Raw genomic sequence first — 18,809 nt, forward strand, 5'->3', positions numbered from 1 at the left:
GGGCAGGGGTGTGGGACGTAAAGCGAAGCAGTCCCACACCCCTGCCCCGGAGGCCCGTCACCGCACCCCGACAGCCCCGCGCAGCGGACCCCGCCCGCCGCAGGCGCAACGGCGAGAAGCCACCACGGCGGGTCAGCCGGAGACGTACGCCGAGGCAAAGCGCAGCGGACCGGCCCGCCGCAGGCGCAACGGCGAGAAGCCTCCACGGCGGGACAGCCAACACCGTGGGAAGCAGCCCAAGCGCAGCGATAGGGTGGCGCGGTTGCCGATCCCCGAGTTCAGCCGACGGAGACTGTGACTACCACCACCAGCGCCACCAATAACCATCACCTCTCCCCGGCCTTTCCGGGGCGGGCCCCTTGGGGTACCGCGAACAAGCTGCGTGCCTGGCAGCAGGCGGCCATGGACCGCTACATCCAGACGCAGCCGAGAGACTTCCTCGCCGTCGCGACGCCGGGCGCCGGCAAGACGACCTTCGCGCTCACGCTCGCCTCGTGGCTGCTGCACCACCACGTCGTGCAGCAGGTGACCGTTGTCGCACCGACCGAGCATCTGAAGAAGCAGTGGGCGGAGGCGGCGGCCCGGCTGGGCATCAAGCTCGACCCGGAGTACAGCGCGGGGCCGCTGGGCCGCGAATACCACGGCGTCGCGGTCACCTATGCCGGTGTGGGCGTCCGGCCGATGCTGCACCGCAACCGGATCGAGCAGCGCAAGACGCTGGTGATCCTCGACGAGATCCACCACGCCGGTGACTCGAAGTCGTGGGGCGAGGCGTGCCTGGAGGCATTCGAGCCGGCGACCCGGCGGCTGGCGCTGACCGGCACGCCCTTCCGGTCCGACACCAACCCGATTCCGTTCGTGACGTACGAGGAGGGGAACGACGGCATCCGGCGTTCCTCGGCCGACTACACCTACGGCTACGGGAACGCGCTGGGCGACGGCGTCGTCCGGCCGGTCATCTTCCTCTCCTACAGCGGCAATATGCGCTGGCGGACGAAGGCGGGCGATGAGATCGCGGCCCGGCTCGGCGAGCCGATGACCAAGGACGCGGTGTCGCAGGCGTGGCGTACGGCGCTGGATCCGCGCGGTGAGTGGATGCCCAATGTGCTGCGCGCCGCCGATCAGCGGCTGAGCGAGGTCCGTAAGTCGATTCCGGATGCCGGGGCGCTGGTGATCGCCTCGGACCAGGAGCAGGCGCGGGCGTACGCCAAGCTGATCCGGGAGATCACCGGGGAGGGCGCCACGCTGGTGCTGTCCGACGACTCCGGGGCCTCGCAGCGCATCGATGACTTCTCGCAGTCGCAGGACCGCTGGATGGTCGCGGTCCGGATGGTGTCCGAGGGGGTGGACGTGCCGCGGCTGGCGGTCGGGGTGTACGCCACCACCATCTCGACGCCGCTGTTCTTCGCGCAGGCCGTGGGGCGCTTCGTGCGGTCCCGTAAGCGCGGCGAGACCGCCTCCGTCTTCCTGCCCACCGTTCCGATGCTGCTCGGCTTCGCGAACGAGATGGAGGTCGAGCGCGATCATGTGCTCGACAAGCCGAAGAAGGACGGGGAGGAGGACCCCTACGCCGAGTCCGAGAAGGAGATGGACGAGGCGAACAAGGAGCAGGACGAGGACACCGGCGAGCAGGAGCAGTTCTCGTTCGAGGCGCTGGAGTCGGAGGCGGTCTTCGACCGGGTGCTCTACGACGGCGCCGAGTTCGGGATGCAGGCCCACGCGGGCAGCGAGGAGGAGCAGGACTACCTCGGCATCCCCGGGCTGCTGGAGCCGGACCAGGTGCAGATGCTGCTGCAGAAGCGGCAGGCCCGGCAGATCGCGCACAGCAAGAAGCGGCCGGACGCGGAGGCGGATCTGCTGGAGCTGCCGGCCGAGCGGCGGCCGGTGGTCACGCACAAGGAGCTGCTGGAGCTGCGCAAGCAGCTGAACACGCTGGTGGGGGCGTATGTCCACCAGAGCGGGAAGCCGCACGGGGTGATCCACACCGAGCTGCGGCGGGTGTGCGGCGGACCGCCGAGCGCGGAGGCCACCGCCGGGCAGCTGACCGAGCGGATCAAGAAGGTACGGGAGTGGGCGACGCGGATGCGGTGAGTCCGCCGGTGGCCCGTGGGGCGGTGTGCCGTTCGGACGGTACGCCGCCCTTTTCCGTGCCTGCCGGGCGGCAGCGGCGGTCTGCCGGGTGTGTCCGTCTCCGCCGTCCCCGGACCACGCCGTAGCTCTCCTTGAAACACCACAGGGAACACAACGGGGCGTTCTGGGTGGACGTACTGGGATATTCCGGGCGTGAGCGACCGGATTCTGGACGGACTCTTCCGCTCACCGGACCGGCTCGCTACTGTCCCGGTCACGCACACGCCCCGTGGCAGCGCCGCCGCGGAGCGCAGCCGTGCCTTGCGGCCGGCGGCCTCTAGCGCGCGCTGCTTCCGGGACCACAGCGCGTCGCGCCCAAGGGCCGCCACTCACCCAGGAGGGCGTCGTGACCGCAGAGACCTCCCAGACACTCGACCGAGGGCTGCGTGTCCTCAAACTCCTCGCCGACACCGATCACGGGCTGACCGTCACCGAGCTGTCCCACAAGCTCGGGGTCAACCGCACGGTGGTCTACCGTCTGCTGGCCACGCTGGAGCAGCACGCCCTGGTGCGCCGCGACATCGGCGGCCGGGCCCGGGTCGGGCTGGGCGTCCTGCGCCTGGGCCGGCAGGTGCATCCGCTGGTCCGGGAGGCCGCGCTGCCCGCGCTGCGGTCGCTCGCCGAGGACGTGGGGGCGACCGCGCACCTCACCCTCGTCGACGGCACGGAGGCGCTGGCGGTCGCCGTGGTGGAGCCGACCTGGACCGACTACCACGTGGCCTACCGGGCCGGTTTCCGGCATCCGCTGGACCGGGGAGCCGCCGGGCGGGCCATCCTCAAGGCCCGGCAGGGCCGTACCCAAGACGCCGGGCTGGCGCTGACGCACGGGGAGCTGGAGGCCGGTGCCAGCGGCGCGGCGGCCCCGCTGCTCGGGGTGAGCGGTATCGAGGGCAGCGTGGGCGTGGTGATGCTCGCGGACACCGTCTCCGAGCGGGTCGGGCCGCGGGTGGTCGACGCGGCCCGGGAGGTCTCCGAGGCGCTCCGCTGAGGCGCGCGGTGCGGACGGGACGCCGGGGTGTGAAGGGGCGGTGGCCGTGTCGTGAGGCGGCAGCGCTGCGAGGCCCTGGTGGAGCGGGTGTCAATTAGGGTGGCGGGGTGTCTGCACGCACCCGCGCCCTGGCGGTTTGCTCCGCCCTCGTTCTCGCCCTTCTCGTCGCCGCGGCCTTCGCCCCGCTGCCGTACTCGCTCGCCTATCCGGGCATGACGGCGAATGTCCTCGGCAACGACAAGGGCAAACCCGTGATCACCATTACCGGCGCCGGAACCCGTAAGACCAGCGGGCAGCTGCGGATGACCTCGATCGTGGCGACCGGCCCGGACGCCGCGGTGCGTCTGCCGGACCTGGTCAAGGGCTGGTTCCGTACGGACGAGGCCGTGATGCCGCGGGAGGCGGTCTACCCGGTGGGCGAGAACACCGAGGAGATCGCCGAGCACAACGCCGAGCAGATGCGGGAGTCGCAGGACACGGCCACCAGCGCGGCGCTCGGGCAGCTCGGCAAGTCCACGAAGGACATCAAGGTCAAGCTGAGCCTCGCGGACGTCGGCGGGCCGAGCGCCGGGCTGATGTTCGCCCTGGGCATCGTCGACAAGCTGGACGGCGACGGCGCGGGCCATGACCTGACCGGCGGGCGCACCATCGCCGGCACCGGGACCATCACGGCCGGCGGCAAGGTCGGCGCGGTGGGCGGCGTCCCGCTCAAGACGCAGGCCGCCGGGCGGGACGGTGCCACGGTCTTCCTCGTCCCGCGCAAGGAGTGCGCGGATGCGCAGGCGGAGCTGCCGAAGGGGATGCGGCTGATCCCGGTCAGCACGCTCGACGGTGCGATGGACGCGCTGAAGGCGCTGCGGACCGGGGGCGCGGTCCCCAGCTGCTGAGGCCGCGGTCCGGGGCCGGCCCACGGCCCGTCCCTCACGCCTCCTTGATGAAGCCCTCCTGGATCAGCCAGTTCTTGGCGACCTCGTGCGGGTCCTGGCCCTCCACGTCGACCTTGCGGTTGAGCTCCTGGGCGACGGTGTTGTTGAGGGCCTTGGTGACCGGGGCCAGCACCGGGGCGATCGCCGGGTACTTCTTCAGGGCCTTGGCGTTGATCTCGGGGGCGACGTTGTAGTTGGGGAAGAAGTGCTTGTCGTCGGCGAGGACGTGCAGGTTCATCGCCTTGATCCGGCCGTCGGTGGTGAAGACCTCGCCCAGCGCACAGGTGCCCTTCGCCGTCTCGGTGTAGACGACACCGCCGGTCATCTTGCGGACGTTGGCGGACGGTACGTTCATGCCGTACGCCCGCGCCATGCCCGGCAGACCGTCGTTGCGGGTGGCGAACTCGTTCTCCACGCACATCGTCACGGCGCTCGGCTTCCGGTGGGACAGCGCCGTCACGTCCGAGAGGTCGCGCACCGCCAGCTTCTTGAAGTTCTCGGAGTTCAGCGCGAGCGCGTAGGTGTTGTTGAGCTTCGAGGCCGGCAGCCAGACGATGCCGTTCTTCGCGTCCTCGGCGCGGACGGCCTTCCACTGCTCGTAGGGGTCGACGATCGGTTTGGTGTGGCCGAGATAGGTGATCCAGCCGGTGCCGGTGTACTCGTACGCGGCGTCCGCGGTGCCGGACTTGACGGCCTCCCGGGCGCCGATCGAGCCCTGGATGCTGGTCCTGTCGATGACCTTGGCGCCGGCCGCCTCGAAGACGATGCCCATCATCTGGCCGAGGATGATCTGCTCGGTGAACTCCTTCGAGGTCACGGTGAGTTGCGCCCCGGACAGCGGGCGTCCCGCATAGCCCGCCTTCGGGCCCGGCCGTACGTTGTCGGACATCACGCTGCCGCTGACCAGGCCGCAGCCGGCGAGGGCGGCGGCGGTGAGCAGGGCGACGGCGAACCGGGTGGCGCGGCGCCGCCGGGGGCGGTGTCCGGCCGGGTGCGGGCGCCTGTTCATGCCGCCACCTCCAGGCCGCGCGGGCGGAGCAGGAGTTCGGCCAGCGAGGCCAGCCACTCCACCAGCAGCGCGAGCGCCACGGTCAGCACCGAGCCGAGGATGAGGACGGGCATCCGCTGGGTGACGATCCCTGCCGAGATCAGGTCACCGAGGCCGCCGCCACCGCCGAAGGTCGCCAGCGTCGCGGTGCCGACGTTCAGCACCAGCGCGGTCCGGACCCCGGCCAGGATCAGCGGTACGGCCAGCGGGAGTTCGACCTGGGTCAGCACCCCCGTGGGGGACATGCCGATGCCGCGGGCGGCCTCGGTCAGCGTGGGGTCGATACCGCGCAGCCCGGCGATGGTGTTGGCGAGCACCGGCAGTACGGCGTAGATGACCATGCCGACGATCGCCGAGCGGGCGCCGATGCCCAGCCAGATCACCAGCAGGACCAGCAGACCCAGGGCCGGCACCGCCTGACCGAGATTGGCGAACGCCATCGCGACCGGGGTGGCCCGGCGCAGCTTCGCCCGGGTCAGTGCGATGCCCAGCGGGATCGCGATGATCAGCACGAAGAAGGTGGAGATCGCGGTGAGTTCGATGTGCTGCTGCAGCGCCAGCCACACCTTGCCGTTGTCCACCGCCTGATGGGCGATGGAGTCCAGCCGGGCGCCGCGGAACCACAGCCAGGTGGCGAGCAGCGCCGCCACCAGGAAGGCCGGCATGAAGGTCCACTTCTGCCAGCTGATCCGGCGCCGGCCGGACGGCACCGTCACCACCGGCGCCTCACCGGAGGCCAGCTCCCGCTGCGCCATCTCGACCTCGTCCTTGAAGGCCAGCGCCTCGTGGTCGCTCGGGTGCCGGCGGCGCGGGCCGCCGTCGCCGTTCCCGTCGCGGGGGCTCATGCCTTGGCTCCCGGGCCGCTCTCGGTGCCGCCCGTGCCGGCCAGGCCCTCCTGTGCCAGCTGGGTCTGGCGGGCGCGCTGCTCCTGGAGCTGGTGCTGATGCTCGATCGCTTCGAGGCGGTCCGCCTCCAGCAGCTCGTGGACGTTGTTCATCAGCGTCGCCATGTCGACCACACCGAGGTACTCGCCGCGCCGCCCGGTGACCGCGACCCGGCCCGCGTTGTCGGTGAGCACCGCCTCCAGGGCGTCGCGCAGCGTCGCGTCCCGGGTCACCGTGTCGGCCACCAGGGTGCCGGCCCGCGCCAGCGATTCCCTGGCCCGGGACAGGTCGCCGCGGCGCAGCCACTTGTAGGGCCGGCGGTTGCGGTCCAGCAGCAGCAGTTCGTTGTGGGAGCCGGAGCGCAGCCGGTCGAAGATGGTCTCCAGGGGGTCGTCGAGCCCGGCGGTGGGGAAGTCGACCACGCCCACGTCCCGTACACGGGTCAGGTTCAGCCGCTTGAGCGCCGCCCCGGCGCCCACGAAACCGGAGACGAAGTCGTCCGTCGGGTTGGTGAGGATGGCCTCGGGGGTGTCGAACTGGGCGATGTGCGACTGCTCGCGGAGCACCGCGATGCGGTCGCCGAGCTTGATGGCCTCGTCGAAGTCGTGGGTGACGAAGCAGATGGTCTTGTGCAGCTCGTGCTGGAGCCGGATCAGCTCGTCCTGGAGGTGGTCCCGGGTGATCGGGTCGACGGCGCCGAACGGCTCGTCCATCAGCAGCACGGGCGGGTCGGCGGCGAGCGCGCGGGCCACCCCGACGCGCTGCTGCTGGCCGCCGGAGAGCTGGCGGGGGTAGCGGCCGTGGAACTCGCGCGGGTCCAGGCCGACCAGGTCGAGCATCTCCTCGACCCGGTTGTTCACCCGGCTCTTGGACCAGCCGGTCATCTTCGGGACCAGGGCGATGTTCTGGGCGACCGTCATGTGCGGGAAGAGGCCGGACGCCTGGATGGCGTAGCCCACCTTGCGGCGCAGCTTGACCGGGTCCATGCCGGTGACGTCCTCGTCGCCGATCCGGATGCGTCCGTGGGTCGGCTCGATCAGCCGGTTGATCATCTTCAGGCAGGTGGACTTCCCGCAGCCCGAGGGCCCGACGAAGATGACGATCTCGCCGGCCTTGATCTCCAGATTGACGTTGTCCACCGCCGGGGTGGGATTCCCCGGGTAGGTCTTCGTCAGGTTCTCCAGATGGATTCTGGCCCCGGAGGCCGGGGTGGTCTCGGTCGTCTCAGGCACGGATCCCCCTGGAGATGGTCAGGCGTCCGATCAGGACGTACGCGGCGTCGAAGAGAAGGGCGAGGATGGCGATCCCGACGGTGCCGGCGAGCACCTGGTTGAGGGAGTTGGCGCTGCCCAGCGAGGCGATCCCGCGGAAGATCTCGTTGCCCAGGCCGGGGCCGGAGGCGAACGCGGCGATGGCGGCGATGCCCATCAGCATCTGGGTGGCGACCCGGATGCCGGTGAGGATCGGCGGCCAGGCCAGCGGGAGTTCGACACGGAAGAGCCGGGCGGTGCGCGACATCCCGATGCCGGTGGCGGCGTCGACCAGGTCCGGGTCCACCCCGCGCAGCCCGACGATGGCGTTACGGACCACCGGCAGCAGCCCGTACAGGGTCAGCGCGATCACCGTCGGGGGGACGCCGAGGCCGACGATCGGGATCAGCAGACCGATCAGGGCCAGGGACGGGATGGTCAGGATGGTGGCGGTCGAGATGGTGGCGAGATTGCCGGCCCACTCACTGCGATAGGTCACCACGCCGATGAAGACTCCCAGCAAGGTGGCGAGCACCATGCACTGGAAGACCGCGCTGGCGTGCTGATACGTGTCCGTCAGCAGCTGGGCGTGCCGGGTGACGACGTACTCCCAGAAGCTCACTCGGTCTCCTCGTTTCAGTCTCCCGATGCCTGTTTCACCAGCGGGATGATCCGCAACGGAACCGGATTTTCCATCACGATTGCCGTCGAGGCCCGCACGATCCCATCAAAGCCCACAACCCGGTCGATCACCCGCTGCAGATCGGCGTTCGAACGGGCCACGAGCCTGCACAGCATGTCCCCGTGTCCGGTCGTTGTATGCAGTTCCAGCACCTCGGGAACGGTCGTCAAGTGGGCGCGTACGTCATTCCCTTGCCCCTGTTTGATCTCCAGCGTGGCAAATGCGGTCACGGGGTAGCCCAGTGCCGCCGGGTCCACCTCCGGCCCGAAGCCCCGGATCACTCCATTCGACTGAAGCCGGTCGAGCCGGGCCTGGATCGTGCCGCGCGCCACCCCCAGCCGCCGGGACGCCTCCAGCACGCCGATCCGCGGCTCCTCGGCGAGCAGCTCCAGCAGCGCCCCGTCCAAATGATCGATCGCCATGGCCTGCGCCTTCCCTTTCGATGGTCATCATGTACAGATAGCCCGGCCCATACGCCCTATCGCTATGCAGAATGCCCAGAAGATTCGCGAACTATTGCGCACCTTGTGGATCGGAGAGACTCTGCGGCCATGGCAGACACCACGATGCACCCTCAGCCCACCACCCCCGGCGCGGCCCGGCAGGCGGACCCCTTCCCGGTCAAGGGGATGGACGCGGTCGTCTTCGCCGTCGGGAACGCCAAGCAGGCCGCGCACTACTACGCGACCGCCTTCGGCATGAAGCGCGTCGCCTACTCCGGCCCGGAGAACGGCAGCCGGGAGACCGCGAGTTATGTGCTCGAATCCGGCGGCGCCCGGTTCGTTTTCACCTCCGTCATCAAGCCCACCACCGACTGGGGCCGCTTCCTCGCCGACCATGTCGCGGCGCACGGCGACGGTGTGATCGACCTCGCCATCGAGGTCCCGGACGCCCGCGCCGCCTACGAGCACGCCGTCGCCCAGGGCGCCACCGGCCTGGTCGAGCCGCACGATCTCAAGGACGAGCACGGCACCGTCGTCCTCGCGGCCATCGCCACCTACGGCAAGACCCGGCACACCCTCGTCGAGCGCTCCGGCTACGACGGCCCCTACCTGCCCGGCTATGCCGTCGCCGAGCCGCTGGTGGAGACCGGCCCGCGGCGCTTCCAGGCCATCGACCACTGCGTCGGCAACGTCGAACTCGGCAAGATGAACGAGTGGGTGGCCTTCTACAACAAGGTCATGGGCTTCACCAACATGAAGGAGTTCGTGGGCGACGACATCGCCACCGAATACAGCGCGCTGATGTCGAAGGTCGTCGCCGACGGCACCCTCAAGGTCAAGTTCCCGATCAACGAGCCCGCGATCGCGAAGAAGAAGTCGCAGATCGACGAGTACCTGGAGTTCTTCGGCGGTCCCGGCGTCCAGCACATCGCGCTGGCCACCAACGACATCGTCGCCAGCGTCCGGGCGATGCGCGCGGCCGGTGTGGAATTCCTGGACACCCCCGACTCCTACTACGACACCCTCGGCGAATGGGCCGGCGAGACCCGGGTGCCCGTGGAGACGCTCCGGGAGCTGAAGATCCTGGTGGACCGGGACGAGGACGGCTATCTGCTGCAGATCTTCACCAAGCCGGTCCAGGACCGGCCGACCGTGTTCTTCGAAATGATCGAGCGGCACGGCTCCATGGGCTTCGGCAAGGGCAACTTCAAGGCGCTCTTCGAGGCGATCGAGCGCGAGCAGGAGCGGCGCGGCAACCTCTGAGTGCGGCACGCCCGCCCGTCACCGGCCGCCACCCCCAGAAGGCGGCGCTGCGCGCGGACCGACCGCACCCGTGGGCCGTACACGATCTTCCGTGTACGGCCCACGGGTGCGAGGCTGAGGGTATGGACCTCATCGCACGTCTGCGCGCCGGACTCCCGGGTGAAGCGATCCTCACCGACCCCGATGTCACCGGCGCGTACGCCAACGACATGGCGAGCTTCTGCGCGGCCGGGACGCCCGCCGTGGTCGTGCTGCCGCGGACCGTCGAGCAGGTCCAGCACGTGATGCGGACGGCCACCGAGCTGCGGGTGCCGGTCGTCCCGCAAGGGGCGCGTACGGGGCTGTCGGGCGCCGCCAACGCCTCCGACGGCTGCCTCGTGCTCTCGCTGGTCAAGATGGACCGGATCATCGAGATCAACCCCGTCGACCGGATCGCGGTGGTCGAACCGGGCGTCATCAACGCCGTGCTGTCCCGCGCGGTCAACGAGCACGGGCTCTACTACCCGCCCGATCCCTCCAGTTGGGAGGAGTGCTCCATCGGCGGGAACATCGGCACCGCCTCCGGCGGCCTGTGCTGCGTCAAATACGGCGTCACCGCCGAGTACGTGCTCGGCCTGGACGTGGTCCTCGCCGACGGACGGCTGCTGACCTGCGGCCGGCGCACCGCCAAGGGCGTCGCGGGCTACGACCTCACCCGGCTGTTCGTCGGCTCCGAGGGAAGCCTGGGCATCGTCGTCCGCGCCGTCCTCGCGCTCAAGCCGGAGCCGCCCGGGCAGCTCGCGCTGGCCGCCGAGTTCCCGTCCACCGCGGCGGCCTGTGCGGCCGTCTGCGAGATCATGGCCCGCGGCCACGCCCCCTCGCTGCTGGAGCTGATGGACCGCACGAGCATCCGCGCGGTCAACGACATGGCGCAGATGGGCCTCCCGGACAGCACCGAGGCGCTGCTGCTGGCCGCCTTCGACACCCCCGAGCCGGCCGCCGACCTCGCCGCCGTCGGCGCGCTGTGCACCGCGGCCGGCGCCACCGAGGTCGTGCCCGCCGAGACCGCCGCCGAGTCCGATCTGCTGCTCCAGGCCCGCCGGCTGACCCTGACCGCGCTGGAGCGGGTCAAGTCCGCCACGATGATCGACGACGTCTGCGTCCCGCGCTCCCGGCTCGCCGAGATGCTCGACGGGACCGCCGCCATCGCCGAGAAGTACGGGCTCACCATCGGCGTCTGCGCCCACGCCGGGGACGGCAACACCCACCCCACGGTCTGCTTCGACGCCGCCGACCCGGACGAGTCCCGCCGGGCCCGGGAGTCCTTCGACGACATCATGGCGCTCGGCCTGCGACTGGGCGGCACCATCACCGGTGAGCACGGCGTCGGCGTCCTCAAGAAAGAGTGGCTGGCGCGCGAACTGGGGCCGGTGGGTGTGGAGTTGCAGCGCGGCATCAAGGCGGTCTTCGACCCGCTGGGGATTCTCAATCCCGGCAAGCTGTTCTGAAGGAACCGCCCCCGGGTCCGGGGAATGCCTTTCCGCCCCTGCCGTTCTTTCCGCCCTGTCGCCCTTCCGGGCGTTCGCGCATTTTACGCGCCCTGGTGGCCGCGTGCAGAAATGCGCACGGAAAAGCCCGGCGGATAAGGCGTTACGGAAATGCCTTTCCCGGCGCCGGATTTCCTGACGTGGCGGGGGCGGGCCCTTCTGTCTATCCTGAACGAAATATCCGCGCCCGCCGGTCCCTCCGTGTGGAGCCGGCCGCAGCGGCCATACGGAGAATTCCGTCGCTTGAGGTTGCGCCGTTCCCCGCGCACACGATGTCCGTCGTGAGGGAGAGCAATTCCCATGGACCTCAACACCATCACCGAAGTCGTCCGGCGCCCGTCCGACCGGCCGGGCGCGGACTGGCGCGCGGGCGATGCCTGGCTCGCCGGGGGCACCTGGCTGTTCTCCGTGGAGCAGCCGGACCTGCGCCGGCTGGTCGACCTGACGGCGCTGCACTGGGAACCCCTCGTGCCGGGCGGCACGGGGCTCGGCATCGGCGCCACCTGCACCATCCGTGACCTGTACGCCTATGAGCCGCCGGCGGAATGGCGCGCGGGCACTCTGTTCGCGACCAGTTGTGAGGCGTTCCTGTCCTCGTTCAAGGTCTGGAACACGGCGACGGTCGGCGGCAACATCTGTATGTCCCTGCCGGCCGGGCCCATGATCACGCTGACCGTCGCCCTGGAGGCCCGGTACGAGTTGTGGGCCCCCGACGGCTCCGTGCGCATCCTCGACGCACTCGACTTCGTGACCGGCAACAACGAGAACGTGCTGGACCCCGGGGAAATCCTGCGGCGTATCGACATTCCGGCGGCCGCCCTGCGGAAACGCACCGCACACCGCCGCTTCTCCCTGACCCGGCTGGGCCGTTCGACGGTATTCCTCATCGGCACGCAATCGCCGGGAACGGACGATCTGCTGCTGACCGTCACCGCCGGCACCATCCGGCCGGTGCGATTCGCCTTTGCCGCGATGCCCGATGCCCGGACGCTGCGGGAGAGCATCGACGCCCTTCCCGCCGACGTCTGGTTCGACGATCCCAACGGGACCCCCGACCACCGCCGCCATCTGACGCGGCATTTCGCCGAAGAGATCCGCCGCGAACTCCTGGCGGGGGGCCCGGTATGACGTACCGCGTGAACGGCAGGAGCTTCGACGACGCACCGGACCCCGGCCAGTGTCTGCGCACCTTTCTGCGCGCGCTCGGCCACTACGGCGTCAAAAAGGGCTGTGACGCGGGCGATTGCGGTGCCTGCACGGTGTGGCTGGACGGCGAACCGGTGCACAGCTGCATCACCCCCGCCTTCCGCGCCGAGGGCCGGGAGGTGACGACGATCGAGGGGCTCGGTGCGCCGGGGAAGCTGCATCCGGTGCAGCGCCGGTTCCGGGACGCCCCGGGGTTCCAGTGCGGCTTCTGCACCGCCGGAATGATCATGACGTCGGCGACCTTCAGCGAGGCCCAGAAGGCCGACCTGCCACGGGCGCTGAAGGGGAACCTCTGCCGCTGCACCGGCTACCGGGCGATCGAGGACGCGGTGCACGGCGTCGCCGGAGTGACCGAGGCCGCGCCCGGGAAGGCCGTCGGGACCAGCGTCGGCGCCCCCGCCGCCGAGGAAGTGGTCACCGGCCGCGCCGAGTTCACCATGGACACCCACCTCGACGGCATGCTCCACCTCAAGGTGCTGCACTCGCCCCACGCGCACGCCCGGATCGTCTCCGTCGACAAGACCGCCGCCCTCGCGGTGCCCGGCGTGCAGCGCGTCTACACCTGGGAGGACGTGCCGCGCAGACGCTTCACCACGGCGATCCACACCGACCATCTGGTGGACCCGGACGACACCTACATCCTCGACGACACCGTCCGCTTCGCCGGCCAGCGCGTCGTCGCGGTCCTGGCCGACTCGGTCGGGGCGGCGGAGGAGGGCTGCCGCCGGGTCGACGTGGAGTACGAGCCGCTGCCGGCGGTCTTCGACCCCGAGGAGGCGCGGGCCGAGGGGGCGCCCCAACTGCACGGCGCGCACGACCCCTTCGTCCGCGACCCGGTCCGCAACACCCTGGTGGAGATCCATGCGCAGATCGGCGATGTGGACACGGGGTTCACCGAGGCCGATGTGATCCACGAGGGCACCTACTTCTCCCCGCGGGTGCAGCATGCGCATCTGGAGACCCACTGCTCGATCGCCTGGATGGAGAACGGCCGGCTGAACGTCCGCACCAGTTCGCAGTCGCCGTCGATCGCCAAGGTCAAACTGGCCTATCTGTTCGCGCTGCGCCCGGACCAGCTGCGGGTGTTCTGCACCCGCGTCGGCGGCGGTTTCGGCGGCAAACAGGAAGTGATCTCGGAGGATCTGGCCGCCCTCGCCACCCTCGACACCGGGCGGCCGGTCAGCTTCGAATACACCCGCGAGGAGGAGTTCACCACCGCCTCGCCCCGCCACCCGATGACCCTGACGGTGAAGCTCGGCGCGAAGGCGGACGGCACGCTCACCGCACTGCAGATCCGCAATGTGTCGAACACCGGCGCCTACGGCAACCACGCCGGCGAAACCCTCTTCGCGGGCGGCGCCGCCGTCATGGCCTACCGCTGCCCCCACAAGAAGTACGACGCGTACTCCGTCTACACCAACACCGTGCCGAGCGGCGCACTGCGCGGCTACGGCATGACCCAGCCCGCCTTCGCCGTGGAATCGGCGATGGACGAACTGGCCCGCGCCCTGCACATGGACCCGCTCGCACTGCGCCGCCGCAACATCGTGCGGCCGGGCGATCCGCTCCTCGCCATGGAGGAGGGCCCCGACGACGTGGTGTTCACCGAGGACGGCCTGGGGAAGTGCCTCGACCTGGTGGACGAGGCCATGGCCCGTACCGCCGACGTGCCGTCCCCGGGCCCGGACTGGCTCGTCGGCGCCGGGGTCGCCGGCTCCCTGCACGAGACCGCGCCGCCGACCGAGCACCTCTCCGAGGCCTGGGTCACGCTGGGCGACGACCTCGTCTACGAACTGGCCGTCGGCACCGTCGAATTCGGTGAGGGCACCTCGACCGCGCATGTCCAGCTCGCGGCCAACCAGCTGGGCACCACGCCGTCGCGCATCCGCCTGGTGCAGTCCGACACCGACCGCACCGGATTCGACACCGGCGCCTTCGCCAGCGCGGGCCTGTTCGTGGCGGGAAACGCCGTGGTCCGCGCGGCCAACGCCGTCCGCGACCGCATCCTGGAATTCGCCGCCGCCCACACCGGCGTCCACCTCGTGCTGTGCTCGATGGACGACGAGGGCGTCAGCTGCGGCGACCGGCGGGTGTCGCTGGCGGAACTGGTGGCGGCGGCCCGCGCCCGCGGTATCCGCTTCACCGCCGCCCGCAAGGCCTACGGCTCGCCCCGCAGCATCACCTCCAACGCGCAGGGCTTCCGTATCGCCGTCCATCCGGTGACCGGCGAGATCCGCATCCTCTACAGCGTTCAGGCGACCGACGCCGCCGTGATCATCAACCCCGCGCAGGTCCGGGGCCAGGTGGAGGGCGGCGTCGCCCAGGGCATCGGCTTCGCCCTGACCGAGCGGCACCGACTCGACGCGGACGGAGCGATGACCAACCCGAACCTCCGCAACTACCGCATCCCCACCTACGCCGACATCCCCCGCACCGAGGTCCTCCTGGTGGACTCGACGGACTCCGTCGGGCCCCTGCGGTCGAAGGGCATCGCGGAGTGCTGCATCAACCCCGTGGCGCCCGCGCTGGCGAACGCGCTGCACGACGCCACCGGCGTCCGCTTCCGCGCCCTGCCCCTGACACCGGAACGGATCTACCGGCAGCTCGGTGCCACCACCTCCGCGACGGCGGGGCCGGGCCGATGACCACCGAGAAGCCGCAGGGCACCGCGGCGACCGTCATCATCGGCCAGAAGGTCCGGGCCGGTGCGGAGCGGGAGTTCCAGCAGTGGCAGGAGGACGTCAACGCCGCCGCCGCCGGGTACGCCGGTTTCCTCGGTGCCGAGATCTCCCCGCCGACCCCCGTCCAGCCCGAGTGGGTGGTGGTCTACCGCTTCGACTCGATCGCCCACCTCCAGGCGTGGATCAACAGCGCCACCCGGCAGCGCTTCCTCGACCGCGGCAGGCAGTACCTCGACGGCCCCGCCACCCAGCAGGTCGTCAGCGGCGGCACCCAGCAGCCGGACCCGCTGGTGACCGTGGTGGTCACGCACCGCGTCCAGCCGGACCACGTCGACGCCTTCCTCGCCTGGCAGCGCCGGATGGACGAGGAGGAGAGCGCCTTCGAGGGCTTCCGCGGCACCGAGCTGTTCCGCCCGGTCGAGGGGCTCCAGGACGAGTGGACCACGCTCTACCGCTTCGACAGCGCCGAGCACCTCGACGCCTGGCTCACCTCGGGCCGGCGGCGGGAACTCCTCGCGGAGGGCGAGAAGTTCCACGACTTCGGACTGCGCACGATCGACAACTCGTTCGGCAGCTGGTTCGCCTTCGAGGAGAACGGCAGACAGGCCCCGCCGCCCTCGGAGACCAAGACCTCCGTCGCGGTCTGGGTCGGTCTGTACCCGACCGTGGTGCTGCTGACGCTCGCCCTGTCACCGGCGAAGCTGCCGCTCTGGCTGAACCTCCTCATCGGCAACCTGCTGTCCAGCTTCGTCATGAGCTTCGTGACGATGCCGTTCTATGTGAACCCGCTGCTCAAACGGTGGCTGCGGCCGCCCCCGGACGCCCCGCCGGGCAGGACCCGGCTGCTCGGATTCGGCCTCGTCGCCGGGGTGATGGTGTTCTGGGCGGCGGTCTTCTTCCTCGTCACGACGCAGATCTGGCATCTGCCCTGACCCGGCGGCCCGCCGCGCACCGCCGCCCGCGGCGGGGCCGGGATGTACACGGCGGGGGCGGGACGGTTGACTGCCCCCATGAAGATCAACGATCCGCACAGACCCGGCGAGGGGATGGTCACCTTCCGGGTGACCGGCCGGGGTGTCGACGACATCACCTACGCCGTCCAGGCGCCCGGGGACTCCGGCGGCGAAGAACAGGTCACCCGGCCGGAGTTGCCGTGGTTCGCGGTGACCGACGCGCGCGGGGTGGGCGCCATGCCGATGCTCACCCTCACCCTCGACGGACCGGACGCCTACGCCGAGTGCGAGATCCTCACCGACGGCGCACCGGCCGTCCGCGGCACCCTGCACGGCCCGGCCGCGACTGCCGTGTTCATGGCACGCGCCGCCGCCTCATAGGGTGACCGCCATGGACTCCGTGATCATCGCAGTACTGCCCCTTCTGATGCTGGCCGCCATCCTGTTGATGACCGCCTCCGACCGCCGCGCCAAGACGCAGGAACGCCGCCTCCGGCACCTGGAGCGCAAGGTGGACCTCCTCCTGGCGCACGCCGGCATAGCGGAGCCCGAGCACGCCCGGATGGCCGAGATCGACCAGCTGCTGCGCGAGGGCAAGACGATCCAGGCGATCAAGGTGCACCGCGAGGTGACCGGCGACGGACTCGCCGAGGCCAAGGCAGCGGTCGAACGCCGGATGCGCTGACGGCCCGTTGGGCTGAGGATGGCCAGAAGGGCCGCCGGGCGCCGGTGGCCCCTCATGCCCACGCAGGAAGCGAGAGCCGATGGCCGCCACCGAAGCCACCAATGCCGCTGATGAGGCGTATGACGTCATCGTGCTGGGCGCGGGGCCGACCGGTGAGAACCTCGCCGACCGGGCGCATGCCGCCGGACTGAGCGCGGTGCTCGTGGAGAGCGAACTCGTCGGCGGCGAATGCTCCTACTGGGCGTGCATGCCCAGCAAGGCCCTGCTGCGCCCGGTCACCGCCCGCTCCGAGGCCCGCCGGGTGGCCGGCCTCGACGACGCCGCGGACGCCCCCCTGGACGCGCCCGCGGTACTCGCCCGCCGCGACTCCTTCACCTCCTACTGGAAGGACGACGGACAGGTCCGCTGGCTGGACTCGGCCGGGATCGACCTGGTGCGCGGCCAGGGACGGCTCGCCGGGCCGCGGCGAGTGGTCGTCGACGGCGGGCGGGTGCTCACCGCACGGCACGCGGTCGCGGTGTGCACCGGCAGCCGCGCGGTGGTGCCCGGCATCCCCGGGCTCGCCGAGGCCCGGCCCTGGACCAGCCGCCACGCGACCAGCGCGAAGAGCGTGCCGGGCCGGCTGGTGGTGGTCGGCGGCGGTGTGGTCGGCGTCGAGATGGCCACCGCCTGGCGGGCCCTGGGCGCCTCCGTGACCCTGCTGGTCCGCGGCGACGGGCTGCTGCCCCGCATGGAGCCGTTCGCCGGGCACCTCGTCGCCGAGTCGCTCGCCGAGGCCGGCGTCCTGCTGCGGAGCGGGGTCGAGGTGCGCGAGGTGCGCCGGGAGGCCCCCGGCGGCCCGGTCACCGTGCTGCTGGACTCCGGGGACGAGATCGTCGCCGATGAACTCCTGATCGCCACCGGCCGGGCCCCGCGCACCGAGGACATCGGCCTGGAAACCGTCGGACTGCCGCCCGGCTCCTGGCTGGACGTCGACGACAGCTGCCGGGTGAAGGGGGTGACCGGCGGCTGGCTCTACGGCGTCGGCGACGTCAACCACCGCGCCCTCCTCACCCACCAGGGCAAGTACCAGGCCAGGATCGCCGGGGCCGCGATCGCCGCGCGCGCCCGGGGCGTCCCGATCCTGGAGACCGACCCCTGGGGCGCGCACTCCGCCACCGCGGACACCCGCGCCGTCCCGCAGGTCGTCTTCAGCGACCCGGAGGCCGCCTCGGTGGGCCTGACCGCCGCCGCGGCGGAGAAGGCCGGCTACCGCACCCGGGTGGTCGACCAGGACCTGGCCGCCGTGGCCGGGGCGTCCCTGTACGCGGACGGCTACCGCGGCCGCGCCCGGATGGTCGTCGACCTGGACCGCGACGTGCTGCTCGGCGTCACCTTCGTCGGCTTCGGCGTCGGCGAGCTGCTGCACTCCGCGACGGTCGCGGTGGCCGGCGAGGTCCCCGTCGAGCGGCTGTGGCACGCGGTGCCCTCGTACCCCACGATCAGTGAGGTGTGGCTGCGGCTGCTGGAGGCCTACCGGGGCTGAGGCGGCCCGGTCCCGCACCCGCTACGCCCCGGGCTCCGGGGCATCGTCCACGGGCTGCGGGCCGCCCGGCCGCAGCTCGTCCCCGGCCGCCAGCGCGAACAGCGCGCTCAGCCCTTTGTCGAGGCCCAGATGCCCGTGCTCGGTCCCCGGCGGCACCACCCGCAGGGTGCGCTCCAGCCAGGCCGAGACCGCCGCGGCCGGCGCCTCCAACAGGGCCCGCCCGTCCGGGGAGTCCAGCGTTATGCAGACCAGGCTGCGCCCGCCCGCCTTCATCGGCCACACCCGCACATCGCCGTCGCCGCACGGCCGGAACACCCCCTCGATCAGCAGCTCCCGGGCGAACGTCCAGCTGACGGGGGAGTCCGAACCGATGTGAAAGGTGACATGGACGGCGTACGGGTCATCGGTCCGGTACCTCAGCCGGGCCGGCACCGGCACGCTGTGCTCCGGCGACAGCACCAGGCCCAGTTCCAGCTCTCGTTCCACCACGGTGTGCATGGGGTCCGCCTCTCTTCGTTCCCTGCGGGCCCCCGAAACGGTCCCGCACGCAGAGAGAGCGGCCTGCCGCCGGACTCTTACACGACTTCGTACAACTTTTTTGCGGCGCCTCTTCCAGGTG

General features: G+C 71.0%; 17 protein-coding genes. 11 read left to right on the forward strand and 6 right to left on the reverse strand.

The features are described from left to right. Window positions 1-294 precede the first annotated feature (294 nt). The 3 genes from ACFW5B_RS30415 (at window position 295) to ACFW5B_RS30425 (ending at window position 4,005) form a co-directional block, all read left to right on the forward strand. Complete coding sequence (locus ACFW5B_RS30415) at window positions 295-2,091, forward strand: DEAD/DEAH box helicase (RefSeq protein ID WP_386446579.1); 1,797 nt, start codon at window positions 295-297, stop codon at window positions 2,089-2,091. Between the two features lie 385 nt (window positions 2,092-2,476). Then, window positions 2,477-3,118 (forward strand): IclR family transcriptional regulator, encoded by a 642-nt coding sequence (locus ACFW5B_RS30420; RefSeq protein WP_386446582.1) that lies wholly within the window; start codon window positions 2,477-2,479, stop codon window positions 3,116-3,118. Window positions 3,119-3,225: 107 nt separating this feature from the next. Next, window positions 3,226-4,005, forward strand: coding sequence for a S16 family serine protease (locus tag ACFW5B_RS30425; protein ID WP_386446585.1), 780 nt, complete (start codon window positions 3,226-3,228; stop codon window positions 4,003-4,005). A 34-nt stretch (window positions 4,006-4,039) separates the two neighbouring features. Here ACFW5B_RS30425 and ACFW5B_RS30430 read toward each other — a convergent pair whose 3' ends face one another. The 5 genes from ACFW5B_RS30430 to ACFW5B_RS30450 are packed head-to-tail and all read right to left on the reverse strand — an operon-like array spanning window position 4,040 to window position 8,330. Continuing rightward, the gene (locus ACFW5B_RS30430) at window positions 4,040-5,053 is read right to left on the reverse strand and encodes a glycine betaine ABC transporter substrate-binding protein (RefSeq protein ID WP_386446588.1); all 1,014 of its coding nucleotides are present in this window, start codon (window positions 5,051-5,053) and stop codon (window positions 4,040-4,042) included. Then, window positions 5,050-5,937 (reverse strand): ABC transporter permease, encoded by an 888-nt coding sequence (locus tag ACFW5B_RS30435; RefSeq protein ID WP_386446591.1) that lies wholly within the window; start codon window positions 5,935-5,937, stop codon window positions 5,050-5,052. Before ACFW5B_RS30435 ends, ACFW5B_RS30430 begins: the two co-directional genes overlap by 4 nt. After that, window positions 5,934-7,208 (reverse strand): betaine/proline/choline family ABC transporter ATP-binding protein, encoded by a 1,275-nt coding sequence (locus ACFW5B_RS30440; RefSeq protein WP_386446594.1) that lies wholly within the window; start codon window positions 7,206-7,208, stop codon window positions 5,934-5,936. Before ACFW5B_RS30440 ends, ACFW5B_RS30435 begins: the two co-directional genes overlap by 4 nt. Next, a complete protein-coding gene (locus tag ACFW5B_RS30445) occupies window positions 7,201-7,848 on the reverse strand; it encodes an ABC transporter permease (RefSeq protein ID WP_386446597.1) in 648 nt (215 codons plus the stop codon). Before ACFW5B_RS30445 ends, ACFW5B_RS30440 begins: the two co-directional genes overlap by 8 nt. A 14-nt stretch (window positions 7,849-7,862) precedes the next feature. Beyond that, window positions 7,863-8,330, reverse strand: a complete 468-nt coding sequence (locus tag ACFW5B_RS30450; RefSeq protein ID WP_386446600.1) for an Lrp/AsnC family transcriptional regulator — start codon at window positions 8,328-8,330, stop codon at window positions 7,863-7,865. Between the two features lie 129 nt (window positions 8,331-8,459). Between ACFW5B_RS30450 and hppD the strand changes: the two genes are divergently transcribed. From hppD to ACFW5B_RS30490, 8 genes are all read left to right on the forward strand, one after another. Then, window positions 8,460-9,614, forward strand: a complete 1,155-nt coding sequence (gene hppD / locus ACFW5B_RS30455; RefSeq protein WP_386446603.1) for a 4-hydroxyphenylpyruvate dioxygenase — start codon at window positions 8,460-8,462, stop codon at window positions 9,612-9,614. A 122-nt stretch (window positions 9,615-9,736) separates the two neighbouring features. Next, entirely contained in the window at window positions 9,737-11,101 is a 1,365-nt protein-coding gene (locus ACFW5B_RS30460) for an FAD-binding oxidoreductase (RefSeq protein ID WP_386446606.1), read from the forward strand. Window positions 11,102-11,440: 339 nt separating this feature from the next. Then, window positions 11,441-12,268: an FAD binding domain-containing protein gene (locus ACFW5B_RS30465; protein WP_386446609.1), complete on the forward strand. Its 828-nt coding sequence runs from the start codon at window positions 11,441-11,443 to the stop codon at window positions 12,266-12,268. After that, complete coding sequence (locus ACFW5B_RS30470) at window positions 12,265-14,991, forward strand: molybdopterin-dependent oxidoreductase (RefSeq protein ID WP_386446612.1); 2,727 nt, start codon at window positions 12,265-12,267, stop codon at window positions 14,989-14,991. The genes ACFW5B_RS30465 and ACFW5B_RS30470 overlap by 4 nt, the downstream gene beginning before the upstream one ends. Beyond that, the gene (locus ACFW5B_RS30475) at window positions 14,988-15,959 is read left to right on the forward strand and encodes an antibiotic biosynthesis monooxygenase (RefSeq protein WP_386446614.1); all 972 of its coding nucleotides are present in this window, start codon (window positions 14,988-14,990) and stop codon (window positions 15,957-15,959) included. The genes ACFW5B_RS30470 and ACFW5B_RS30475 overlap by 4 nt, the downstream gene beginning before the upstream one ends. A 78-nt stretch (window positions 15,960-16,037) precedes the next feature. Beyond that, window positions 16,038-16,361, forward strand: a complete 324-nt coding sequence (locus tag ACFW5B_RS30480) for a hypothetical protein (RefSeq protein ID WP_386446617.1) — start codon at window positions 16,038-16,040, stop codon at window positions 16,359-16,361. Between the two features lie 10 nt (window positions 16,362-16,371). Continuing rightward, entirely contained in the window at window positions 16,372-16,665 is a 294-nt protein-coding gene (locus tag ACFW5B_RS30485) for a hypothetical protein (protein WP_386446620.1), read from the forward strand. Between the two features lie 79 nt (window positions 16,666-16,744). Beyond that, window positions 16,745-18,190: a dihydrolipoyl dehydrogenase family protein gene (locus tag ACFW5B_RS30490; protein WP_386446623.1), complete on the forward strand. Its 1,446-nt coding sequence runs from the start codon at window positions 16,745-16,747 to the stop codon at window positions 18,188-18,190. A 21-nt stretch (window positions 18,191-18,211) separates the two neighbouring features. Here ACFW5B_RS30490 and ACFW5B_RS30495 read toward each other — a convergent pair whose 3' ends face one another. Then, on the reverse strand, window positions 18,212-18,688 hold the full coding sequence (locus ACFW5B_RS30495) for an SsgA family sporulation/cell division regulator (RefSeq protein WP_386446626.1): 477 nt from the start codon (window positions 18,686-18,688) through the stop codon (window positions 18,212-18,214). Window positions 18,689-18,809: the final 121 nt, after the last annotated feature.

Origin of the sequence: Streptomyces sp. NPDC058773 (assembly GCF_042746015.1) — a bacterium.
Lineage (GTDB): Bacteria > Actinomycetota > Actinomycetes > Streptomycetales > Streptomycetaceae > Streptomyces.